The organism is Mucilaginibacter sp. P5_A4, from assembly GCF_056400605.1.
Genome location: NZ_JBFUKX010000055.1, coordinates 32,427 through 45,093, shown reverse-complemented (window position 1 = coordinate 45,093; position 12,667 = coordinate 32,427). Strand labels below are relative to the sequence as shown.

The window sequence follows — 12,667 nt, the reverse complement described above, 5'->3', positions numbered from 1 at the left end:
ACTTTATGTCGTCTGGTAACGCTAACTCTTCCACTACCTCTGCTTTGATTACTGCCGGTTTTTTCTGCTTCTTTTGCTTTGACATCACCATCCGGTGGATCTGAGTGCGGGATATTCCATACTTTGATGCTAAAGTACGATAACTTAAATCGCCTACATTACGGTCTTCAAGAATCAATTTTGCTAATTTCTCATCCATGTTTGTTTACTTAATGTGTAAACCTATTTCAGGACAAGACACTCTTGATGTATTAAAAATTCTAAGTTATTGATTATCAGCAACAAAGGTGTTCCATTTCCTGTTTTTGCTAAATACTTATATTGCTGATTATGAGGCACAAAGGTGTTCCACCCGTTCCATATGTTTCACCCGTTCCGATGGAACACCTGTTTACTTCACCACATCAACCCATTGGCCCTTAATCAAACTATTGATCGAATTGTTATACATCGCCTCGCAATACACCGCCGGTAAATAATACCTGCCCGCATAAGCAGCATTCAGCATTACGTAGTAGGTAACCTCGCGGCCTTCGGATAAGCTAAAATAGGTGTTAACCCTGTCGTCCCTGATATCCCTGTAGTCGGATGGTGATGATTTAAAAGCTTCATCACTGTTCAGCATCCGGCTGTTCAATATCTCCCATCCCGATGGGAAGATCTGGCTCAGAGCCAGGTTATCATATCTGCCGCGCCTGCCGGGGTTTTTAATGTTCACCTGTGCCACAAAGTCGGTTCCCTGTTTCAATGAGGATGGATCTATCGGCTTACCGCCAAGGGTAAAGTAGCCAACCCGCATCTGTAAGACCTGCGGATCGATAAACGTTTTAACGTCGAGGCCAGATGAAGGCTGTCCTTTTTGTATCAGCCTCACATACAGTCTGTTTGTGCCTAAGTTCTTTATTGTTACTTTACCGCCGTTGGTAGCTAAGGCGCTTTGCCAAATGTAGGACGGTGAACTAACATCAGACCTGGCAGCACCCGACTGGAAATTAAAGATCATCTTACCAGGTGATTTGTTCTGCCCGCAATATTGCGCAATAGCTATCAACGAGTAGGCGGTTGTTTGGGTACTATACCAATCATCCTGCGAAAGCCTTGCAGCTACAGTTCTAAGCTGCGTAGCTGCCTTTGCCTGCTGACCAAGCAATGTAAGGGTTTCCAATATCATTGCCTCATCCCGCAGGTCGGAACCATAAGTGCCGTACATGGTATTATAAGGTTTTATGGTAGTTGGTAAACCAGCAATCATCCCTATACCCATCTCAGGCTGGCCGGCCAGTTTATAGGCTGCAGCCAGGCGCCATTTAGCTTCTACACTTAAATATTTAAATTCGCGTAAACGGTTCATCGCCCCTAATTCCGGCGAGCGGGCTAAAGCAAGTAAATACAGGCGGTACGCCTGGTTAAGGTCATTGCCATAAAAACTCCTGCTATCCGGCGCCCAGGCTAAAGCTTTTTGTTTTTGGTATTTTTTCCATTGTGCTATAAATCCTAATGGCATGCTGTAACCTTTAGCCTGCGCAGCCAGCATAAAGTGCCCGGCATAGTTGGTTCCCCATTCATCTGCACTGCCGCCATCCGGCCAGTAGCTTAAGCCGCCGCCGGGTACCTGGAATCCATTGAGCCTGGCAATAGTAGCCTTGATATTCCTTTCTGATTCTGCCTTTTGCCTTGGCGACAGATCAAGCAACTGGCTCAAATACAATTGAGGGAAGGCCGCCGAAGTGGTTTGCTCCACACAACCGTGGGGATAATCTATCAGGTAATCAAGCCGTTTATCCAGGTTTAGCGGTGGGATGGAGGCAACCTCCATGGTGTTTTTATTGGTACCGCTTATACCTATTGCCTGGTAGGCAGTACTCCATGTTTCCCCCGGTTTAAGCTCTTTCTGTAAGATGCGGGTTACCGGCGGATTAGGGTTACGCACATTCAGTTCTACATCATAAGCTGCTGTTTCTGATCCGCTTTTGGCGATGATCTTCACCTTGCCTACACCCACAAAATCCTTTACATCTAAATCAAAAGTTGCCAGCTGATCGCCTGTTTTGGTAAAAGTGAGCGTTTTGGTATTGTTGCCTGCAAGATTGTTGAAAGCATTGCTTTGTACCGATACTGTAACTGTTTTGATATGAGGTTCCATAGCGAAAACAGTAACAGGTAGCTGCACTTTTTCGCCCGGACCCAACACCCGTGGTAAAGTAGCCAGTATCATCAGCGGCTTTTTAACCGCCACAACTTTTTCGGCAACACCATAGCCACCATCGTGCCCAGCCACAACCATTACCTTTACAGAACCTACATATTGCGGTAGTTTAAAGGCCGTGGTTTGCTTTTCGCCTGCACCAAGGTGAAAAGGCCCCATGAATTTCACAACCGGCTTAAATCGGTTTACAGATACATTCTTGTTGGTGCCCAGGTTACCATCGCCACCGATGCTTAATATCCGTTCCAGTCCACCGCCATACGCGCCTATCACATAATCAAACAGATCCCATGTTTTTACGCCAAGCGCCTCACGGGCATAAAAGGTATCATGCGGATCGGGCAGTTTGTAATTGGTAATATCCAGCAGGCCCTCATCAACAATAGCAATGGTATAGGTCATTTCCTTACCCGATGCCTCGGATACCGTTATGGCCGATGGTGTTTCGGGCCTGATCTTATCCGGCATGCTTATCACCGGCTTCAATATCGTTTCGGGGTTGTTTACCGTGAGGGGTATAGCGCCATACATGCGGATGGGCAGGTCGTTTATTGTTTGAGAATGTCTTTGCAGCAGGGTCACATTCACAAAAACGTTCGGCGCCATTTCCGCATCTACGGTAAAACTATATTGGGTTTGCCCTTTTTTAGTATCTATCCAGGTAGTTTTTAAAACTTTGCTGCCATTTTCAAAGCTTATTAAAGCGCGGCCATCAGCAGCTGTAGGGATGGTTAAAGTAGCCTGTTCGCCAACCTTGTATGCAGGTTTATCCGAAGTAAAGGAGAGCATTGCGGCCTCGGTAGGGTTACTTTGCTGCAACCTTTCCGACCAGTTTGGCCAATCAACATAAATGATTTTGCCGGTTGAGTGGCCTGTTTGTTCGTCTTTTACCTTAATGAGATAGCGCCCCCAATCGGCTTTGGGGATGCGCAATGTCCATTTACCACGCCCGTTTGTAAGCTGTATGCTTTGGGTTTTGATGAGCTTGTTGTATTTATCCTGGGTAAAATTGCTCGTCTCATCGCCGGTTTGATCCCACCACCAGCGCCATTGTACTTTGTACAGTTCCAATTCAACAGTACGGGTACCTGTAAAAGCGTTGCCATTTACGTCAACATCGGCAATATCAACCTGGTGATCTTTATCGGTAACCAGCATCCCCGAAAGTTCGCTGCCAGATGGTGTTTTGATACCCACATAGCCGGGGTAAACATTATATGGCATGGTAACCTGCTGTATGCTGAAATTGCCACCCGGTTCAAATACTTTTACCAAAAAGTTGGCCCGCAGCTGCCCCGGCGCCTGTTTCTCTACGTTTACATTAGCATCAACATCGGCATTGCCGTCAGCACTTAGCTTGCCATCAAAAACGGTTTGGGTTTGGGTATTGAAGGCCAGGGTAGGATCATCAAAAACATAATCCTTATAGTTTTTAAAGCTGGTTGTCTGCGGTGTTAAAAATGCATCAACTTTGGCTTTCAGGTTTTGGGCAGCCCCACCAAACAGCCATCGCGCGCTTAGCTTGCCGTTGGCATTGTTGCCCTTGGTGAGTTCATTGGCACCACCAAACGTAAGGCTTAGCTTTAAACGGTTTGGCATAATGGTTTCCACCTTAATCTTCTTCTCAAAAATAGCCCCGCCCACTTTTACCCGGGCTGTCCAGTTCCCGGTAGGCGAAGATGTTTCTGTAGCAGTATGGAAACTATAAAAACCATCCAATGATTTGGTTTGCGTGATACGCCTGTAAAGTTTTCCGTTGGGATCTGTTAGTTCAAACTCAACCGGGTGATCGGCTGGCAAGGTTTTTAGCTTATCTTCCAGTATAAAGGTCATAAATATGCTGTCGCCTGGGCGCCAAACACCACGTTCGCCGTAAAGAAAACCTTTTAATCCGCCTTGAACCTGTTCTCCACTAACGTTAAAGCGCGAGAGGGGCAGCGAGTTTCCATCATCAAGTTTTAAATACCCGCGCTGACGGCCTTTTTTTGCTACCAGCAGGTATGGTTTCCGTTTCAGTTCAAAGTTGGCTAACCCATCAGATCCTGATGTGGTTTTTAAGATCAGCTGCTTTTGATAATCGAGTAATTGCAATTCCACACCATCCATAGGTTTGGCGGTCATGATATCAGTAACCGCTATCAGCATGTTGTTATTGTTACCCCGTTTGGCAATCAGGCCAATGTTTGATGCGATTATATTGCGGGTAGCCCAGCGTGTTTTGGTGTAGTAGGATGGCGTGCAGGCGTTATCCTTATCCTGCCAGCTGTAGCCTTCAGGGTAAAAATTATCATATCTCGACCAAAAATCATCGTCTTCGTCGCTTACCTTGTTGGCATTATTGCTGTATTCTCCCTCACCTTCATACCCCTCGTCGTCGTCTTTTTTTACCGCACCTCCCAAGCTACAGTTGTACAGCGAATAATCCTGCCTGAAGCCTATAACCACCCTGTAAATAGCGCCAGGTTCTGTACGGATCATCTGGTCGAGATCCAACATAAAACGGTTCTTTTTATTCAGGTTTACCCCTTTATCTTTGTCCAGCCGAATGGTTTTTTGTACAATAGGTTTACCAACCTGCCGCAATTCCTGTCCGCCATTAAAATCGTTATTCTGGAAGTATTGGGGTACGTTGCTCTCATATATCTTAATGATGCTTACATCAACCGCTTTTAGATTCACGGCTTCAAAAGGCATCATCAATTTACCCGAATCGGGCAGAATTACGCCTTTGCCCGGGATAGTTACATTTGGCAGACGGTTTTCAAAAAATACATTAGCGGTATAAGTTTTAGTGATCTTTTTGTGAGCGATATTTTCGACCCCTTCATTTACAAACACGCTATAATCGCCCTGTAAGCGTTCAGAAGCGTATACTTTAACCATACTGCCATCAATGGTATAGGCCGCATCGCCTATATTTGCGATTCCAATAAGGCCATTCAATTCCTGGCCAACCATGATAGCATCTGAGAATTGTACCAATACATATTGGTCGTTATCCTGCACTGCACGAATATTCAGCACCTTAAAATCGCCTATCGCGGGTACATCAAAACGCTGATCGCCCTTTTTATCAACATTTAAAACACTGCCATCCCAGTTAATGGTAACAGGCGTAACCGAGCCCGATTGCCGTTTTAGGCCTGTTATTTTAAATGTATGCGTTTTTGTAACAACATTATGACCCCAGGTAATTTTAACCGGCCATGTGTAGTTTACGGTAATGATTTTTTCAATCAATGCGGGATCTTCCGTATCAGAAGTCTGGATATTGCCTTCCAGTTTCATTTCATCAGCAGATGTACTGGTAGCTGTTTGCAGTCCGTTAAATGCCACATTAAAATCGGGCTTAATTACCTGGAAACCAAATTTGAACTTGTTAAAGCCGGAGGGGACATCAATAAGTTTCCCTAATTTAAATTCGGCACTGTAACTTTTATCAGGGTCGAGCTTTTTATCGGGACGAAATTCAATGGTGCGGGCATCAATCCAATATGCTTTACCTTTTATTGACGGTGAAAAATCAAAAAGATCATTATCAACTACTTCGTTTTGCTGATGAGTAACCTGCACCGTACTGGCAAGACGGATCCTTACAGGGCTCTCCTTAGAGATAACCCCGGTTGTATAAGATTCGATGTACTTACCAAAGGCAGGATCGACCACAGTTTTTTTGCGGCCATTTGCAATAAGATAAGCGATGATTAATAGTACTGCAAGCGCAGAACCAATTGTAATTAAGCTTTTACGTTTGCGGAAGCTGGTATATCCGTTATCCATGGAATAGGTTTATTTATTGCATGAATGTATAAAATTTATAACAACAAATAATTATTTGAGAAATATTTAATAGTGAGTGGGGAGTAGTGGATGGTGAGTTGTTTGATTATGTTAAAGAGTTAAAACAATCTTCGTCAAACCAGCTTTCCTAAATGACCAATGGCAACTACAATATCATAACACCGGGTTTATTTAACACCGGGAGTTTGATGAAATTCATTTCTACAATGCTCTCCGGCAGGAAAATGAATTTTTTATCGAAGATGTTTGTGCCTATATAATAACTGAGCCAATACTCATTATTAAGGCCGAAGGTTTGCTCATCAATAGGCTCGATAAGCTTAAAGCCCTTACTGCCCACAACCGGGATCATGTGTCTTAAAGTAGAGGTTTTTACCTGTTCGCCATCCTTTTCACCATAACCTTTTGAGGTAATAAGTACGTTCTCTATAGGCTCATTTTTTAGGTTAATGAGGTATACGTACCAGATTTTACTCTCCACACTTTCGCGCTCCAGAGCTACCGCTATGGCAATATCTTTAACGCTGTTATCGGGGAGGTCTTTTATCATTTTATTTATTTAGTGAGCGGTTGATTGGGTTGATTAGGTGAGTGGTTGGATATTAATACGATACGACTTACTATTACAACTATTCACCTAATCAAGCATTCACCAATAACCTACTTTTTCTTAGTCGGTGCTTTTTTCTTAGCAGGTGCTTTCTTGGCTACCGGTTTTGCAGAAGCAACCGCTTTACCAAAGCGTCCCTTTTTTGCGTCTTTAGGCATGGCATCAGCTAAGGCCTTGCATTCTTCATAAGTTAGGGTAAGGGGATCCTTATCCTTCGGGATCTTAACGTTTAGCTTGCCAAATTCTATGTAAGGGCCCCAACGGCCATTCAATACTTTTACTTCCGGATCCTCATCAAACGCTTTGATCAGCTTTTCGGCATCTTTTTTACGTTTTGCTTCAATCAGCTCAATAGCTTGTTCTTCGGTAACATCCAGCGGATCAATATCCTTTGGTAAAGAAACAAACGCGCTGTTGTGGCTGATGTACGGCCCAAAACGGCCAATAGCAACTTTCATTACCTTGCCTTCATATTCACCAACAACTTTAGGCAGTTTAAATAACTCCAAAGCTTCTTCAAGGCTGATGGTTTCTATACTTTGGCCGGTTCTTAAGCTGGCATAAAGTGGTTTTTCTTCTTTATTCTCGTCAGTAGCATTTTCGCCAACCTGTACAAAGGGACCGTAACGGCCAATACGTACCGACATTTTTTTGCCACTTTCGGGGTGAACACCTAATTCACGCTCGCCGGTGGCTTTATCGGCAGTTTCAATAGTGCTTTGAACACCTTTATGAAAAGGATCATAAAATTTGCGGATCATATCTGTCCACTCTTTTAAACCCTGGGCAATCTCATCAAATTGCTTTTCAACACTGGCGGTAAAATTAAAGTCGACTATCTCTTTAAAATATTGTACCAGGAAATCATTTACTACAGCGCCAATATCGGTAGGAAACAACTTGCCGCGCTCGGCACCGGTATTTTCCGATTTTTGTTCTTTCGTTATTTGATCAGCTTTTAAGGTAAGTACCCTGAAGTTGCGTAATTTACCTTCACGCTCTTCCTTAACCACATAACCACGGTTTTGTATGGTTGAAATAGTAGGGGCGTAGGTAGACGGGCGGCCGATACCCAGCTCTTCCAGCTTCTTAACCAGGCTTGCCTCCGTATAACGTGCAGGCGGGCGCGAGAAACGCTCGGTGGCCGACATTTCCTGTAAAGCTAAACGCTGACCCCTGGTTAAAGGCGGCAGCATGGCATTGTCTCCATCCTGCTGCGGCTCATCCTCATCATCCTGCGATTCGAGGTAAACTTTCAGAAAACCGTCAAACTTCATTACTTCACCATTAGCGGTCAACTCATCTTTACGGGTTGATATACTGATTTYTGCAACAGTCTTTTCAAATTGCGCTTCACTCATTTGCGACGCGATGGCACGTTTCCAGATGAGTTCATACAGGCGTTTTTCATTAGATTCGCCGTTGATTGTATGATTATTAAAATAGGTTGGCCTTATAGCTTCGTGAGCTTCCTGCGCACTTGCGTTCTTGGTTTTATATTTTCTTAGCTGATGGTATTTGTCGCCATAAGCTGATATAATTTCCTGTTGAGCTGCATCTAATGCGGTTTCGGATAAGTTTACCGAGTCTGTACGCATATAGGTAATATAACCGGATTCGTACAGCCTTTGCGCTACCTGCATGGTACGTGCTACTGAGTAGCCGAGCTTCCTGCTGGCTTCCTGCTGCAGTGTTGATGTAGTGAACGGCGCAGCCGGTGAGCGTTTGGCAGGTTTGGTTTCCAGCGAACGCACATCAAAATCAGCCCCTATACAATCCTGTAAAAACTTTTCAGCATCTTCCTGTTTAGTAAAACGTTCGGCAAGCTCGGCTTTAAAGGCTTCTTTGCCTTTGCCAAACACAGCCACTATTTTAAAAGCCGCCTCTGATGTAAATTTATTTATTTCGCGTTCGCGGTCAACAATAAGTCTTACAGCTACCGATTGCACACGACCGGCAGAAAGCGAGGGCTTCACTTTTTTCCAAAGAACAGGGGAGAGCTCGAAACCCACAAGCCTGTCTAAAACGCGGCGTGCCTGTTGGGCGTTCACCAGGTTGTAGTCAATTTTACGCGGGGTATCAATTGCTTTTAATATTGCAGGTTTGGTGATTTCATGAAAAACAATACGTTTGGTTGATGCATCTTTTAAACCAAGGGTTTCAAATAAGTGCCATGATATAGCTTCTCCTTCGCGGTCCTCATCCGATGCAAGCCAAACCATTTCTGCTTCTTTAGCTAATTTCTTCAACTCGCTTACTACCTGCTTTTTATCTGCAGGCACCTCGTATTTTTGAGCGAAGTTGTTACCTATATCTATCGCATCTTCAGACTTTACCAAATCGCGGATATGCCCGTAGCTCGACTTCACAATGAAGTCTTTACCAAGGTATCCCTCGATGGTTTTGGCTTTCGCCGGAGACTCAACTATCAGTAAATTTTTGGCCATTTAAGCAGTTATTTTTTGCAAATAAAACATAAAGAAAGCGAAACGCCAATTAGTTTTTGCTAAAGATGTTAGAAAGTTGGAATGTTTTAAGGTTGAAATGTTGCTTTGGCGAGCGTAGACTGTAATAAAATCGGAAGGTAAAACACCGGATATTGCAATCGATAACATTGCAAGATTCCAACCTTAAAACATTCAACAAATAACGGATTACATTAAAAAACCGCCACCCAGCAGATCGTTACCTTCATAAAACACAGCCGACTGGCCCGGGGCTATGCCAGAAACATTATGGTGAAAATCAACCTTCATGTGTTCGCCCATTTGCACAATACTGCTTTGCGTACCGGCATCCTTATACCGGATCTTGGTGATCGCTTCAATAGGCTCGGTGATACTGGCGTATTTAACCAGGTTAAGATTTTTTACCCAGGCCTGTTTGCGTTCCAGTTCATCAGCTGTACCTAATACCACAGTATTTGTTTGCGGATCGATACTGGTAACAAACATTGGTTGCCCCAAAGCAATGCCCAAACCCTTGCGCTGACCTATTGTGTAAAAAGGATATCCCTTGTGCTTGCCTACTACAGTGCCATTAGCGAGTACAAAATTGCCACCGGCAACACGTTCCTCCAGGTCTTCTACTTTATGCCTTAGAAACGATCTGTAATCGTTATCTGGTACAAAACAGATCTCGTAGCTTTCGCTTTTACCGGCCAGTTCAATCTGCCCCATATCCATGGCCATCTGCCTGATTTCGGGTTTAGAAAAACTGCCTAAAGGAAATTTAGTACGTGCAAGGTTTTTTTGAGATACTCCCCAAAGCACGTATGATTGATCTTTGTTTTCGTCTTTGCCTTTTGATATTACATAACGGCCGTTATCCTGCAGACGAATGTTTGCATAGTGGCCTGTGGCAATAAACTCACAATCGAGTTTATCGGCACGTTTTAATAAGGCATCCCATTTAATATGTGTATTGCATAATACGCATGGGTTAGGGGTACGGCCTGCAAGATATTCATCAACAAAGTTGTCGATCACAAAATCGCCGAACTCATTGCGAATATCCAGTATGTAATGCGGAAAGCCATAACCTACGGCCAGCGCACGCGCATCATTAATACTATCCAGACTGCAACAACCGGTTTCTTTGGAGCTGCCTCCTGATGATGCATAGTCCCAGGTTTTCATGGTAAGGCCGATCACTTCATAGCCCTGTTCGTGCAGCATCACTGCCGCTACCGAACTATCAACGCCACCGCTCATTGCCACTAAGATCCTGCCATGCTTACTCATAATAGGCGCAAAGATACGATATTGTGATTTATGTTGATAGGGACTTGGGTCAGGATAGGGTAAGATTTACGTTGGGCGTACTTAAGCAAAGGAATTTAGTTAGGTAATGCATCGTTTTGCCATTACCAAATTTGTAAATTATAAAAGGCGCTATTTAATCAATAGTTAATTTAAGCTGTTGATCAGTAGGTTATATAGACTATATGAAGTTTTAATTATGCCTGAATTTAATTTTATGCCATTAAATATTAGTCTTGTTTACTCAGGATAAAATTATAGCCCATTGTACAACGGGCTATAATTTTACATACTGGAAGGGTTAAGATATCTATATCAAATTAGAATCTTTAATACAAACGACTAACTTTTTTTATTAAGCCATTGTTTAATCCGGGAATTGATAAGTATACCTGCCACCATAAAGGCGACTAACAGGTATACGGTCATGATGTGCTGTGGCATTTTTAACTGGTTTATAATTTTAATAAATGTAACGGGGATGCTGCAATAATTCCAAATGATTTGAAAAATATATATCTGACGGATAAGGAAAAAAAGTCAAATCGCAGTGTATCTTTTATAATAAAAGGACTATATTTTCTTATTGCGGAGTTATCAAGTTTTTAGTTAAAAATTGTATTTCAAGTCGATGAATAAAAAAAATGCGTTTAAAAGACTTTTTATTGCTTGAATTTTCTGTTTTAACATAATGTTACAGTAATACTATTTCAATGTTAAAAGATTTTTTTTGCTAATTTTTTAAAGAATAAATGTAGAGTTGACTATTCTAAAACATTTCGTACTGTTTATTAAAATTAACGTAAAAATGATATTGCCTATTGTAACATTCGATTTACAATATAAATTTGCTTTACCCTAATTAATTTAATAAAATGATACGCCAATTAACATTAGAACAGAAGTTGCAAGGAGTAATTTTGATGATCATTTGTTTTGTAGCCATAGCGAACTACTTAATTAAGTAAATCTGCTAAACAAGAAACAATTAAGGTGCTTTTTGGAAAGCACCTTTTTTTATGCAATAAACTCTGGGTTGGGTTATGAATTCCTTATCTGGCCATCGCCTTTAACTATCCATTTGTAGCTAGTAAGCTCATCCAGACCCATGGGGCCGCGGGCATGCAGCTTTTGTGTACTGATGCCTATTTCGGCGCCTAAGCCAAACTGTGCGCCATCCGTAAACGCGGTAGATACGTTGGCATAAACCGCTGCGGCATCAACATCGTTTAAAAAGGTCGCTATGTTCTCAGCATCTTCGGATATAATTGCCTCGCTATGTTTGGAACTATTCACAGCTATGTGTTCTAAAGCTTGCTTAAAACTATCCACCGTTTTAACGGCCATTTTCATCGATAGAAATTCGGTGCCAAAATGTTCCGGCTTTGCTTTATGGAGAAGGTTTGCAGGGTAATCGTTTTTTAAAGCCAGGTAAGCAGGTTCATCGGCAAAAATTTCAACCTGTTTCTCTTTCAGGATATGGGCAAGCTGCGGCAGATCATTTAACCTGTCGGCATGAATTATCAGGCAATCCAGGGCATTGCATACGCTAACCCGGCGTGTTTTAGCATTGGCAATAATCTCGGCGCCCTTAATCATGTCGCCAGTTTGATCGAAATAGGTGTGTACAATACCAGCGCCTGTTTCAATAACAGGTACTTTACTGTTATCTCTCACAAAATCAATCAGCGACTGGCTTCCGCGTGGTATCAGCACATCCACAAAGCCAATAGCGTTTAACAATGCTGCGGTTGCCTCGCGCTCGGCGGGGAGCAGTGTAACTACATTCGGGTCTATATGATGTTTAGCGAGTACTTTATGTATTATGGAAACAATGGCACGGTTTGAATGATCGGCATCGCTGCCGCCCTTTAAAATACTTATGTTGCCTGTTTTAAAGCACAGCGCAAATACATCAAAGGTAACATTTGGCCTTGCCTCATAAATTACGCCAACCACACCCAGCGGCACGCGAACTTTAGTAATGGATAAGCCATTGGGCATATGCGTTTCAGAAAGCTGTTTACCCAAAGGGCTATCGAGGTTGGCTACACTGACCATATCGCCTGCAATAGCTTCAATACGGGCAGCGGTAAGTTTCAATCTGTCGTATTTTGGATCTTCTGGATCCATCAGGTCAAGATCCTTTTGGTTTTCGGCTAATATCGCATCTGTTTGGGCAACAGCCTCTGCAGCTACAGCATTTAAAACCTCGTTTATAAGGGCAGGGGCAAGGGTTGGCTTTCTGCCAGCTATAAGCGCGTTTTGGAAATATTGATTGTAATTCAT

The 12,667-nt window shown here is 42.9% G+C and carries 5 protein-coding genes and 1 pseudogene; all 6 read right to left on the bottom strand.

Going from position 1 to position 12,667, the window contains the following annotated elements; translation table 11 throughout:
- Positions 1 to 199 (bottom strand): annotated as a pseudogene (locus AC1DQW_RS23985) (hypothetical protein); the annotation flags it as partial.
- A gap of 192 nt (positions 200 to 391) precedes the next feature.
- Positions 392 to 5,986 (bottom strand): alpha-2-macroglobulin family protein, encoded by a 5,595-nt coding sequence (locus AC1DQW_RS23980; RefSeq protein ID WP_477456362.1) that lies wholly within the window; start codon positions 5,984 to 5,986, stop codon positions 392 to 394.
- 166 nt (positions 5,987 to 6,152) lie between these two features.
- Positions 6,153 to 6,557, bottom strand: coding sequence for a hypothetical protein (locus AC1DQW_RS23975; RefSeq protein ID WP_477417694.1), 405 nt, complete (start codon positions 6,555 to 6,557; stop codon positions 6,153 to 6,155).
- A gap of 110 nt (positions 6,558 to 6,667) precedes the next feature.
- Positions 6,668 to 9,064 carry a type I DNA topoisomerase gene (gene topA / locus AC1DQW_RS23970; RefSeq protein ID WP_477456361.1) on the bottom strand — a complete coding sequence of 799 codons (2,397 nt, stop codon included), beginning with the start codon at positions 9,062 to 9,064 and terminating at the stop codon, positions 6,668 to 6,670.
- Positions 9,065 to 9,271: 207 nt separating this feature from the next.
- Positions 9,272 to 10,360 (bottom strand): tRNA 2-thiouridine(34) synthase MnmA, encoded by a 1,089-nt coding sequence (mnmA, locus tag AC1DQW_RS23965; RefSeq protein ID WP_477456360.1) that lies wholly within the window; start codon positions 10,358 to 10,360, stop codon positions 9,272 to 9,274.
- Between the two features lie 1,059 nt (positions 10,361 to 11,419).
- A complete protein-coding gene (locus tag AC1DQW_RS23960; RefSeq protein WP_477456359.1) occupies positions 11,420 to 12,667 on the bottom strand; it encodes a glutamate-5-semialdehyde dehydrogenase in 1,248 nt (415 codons plus the stop codon).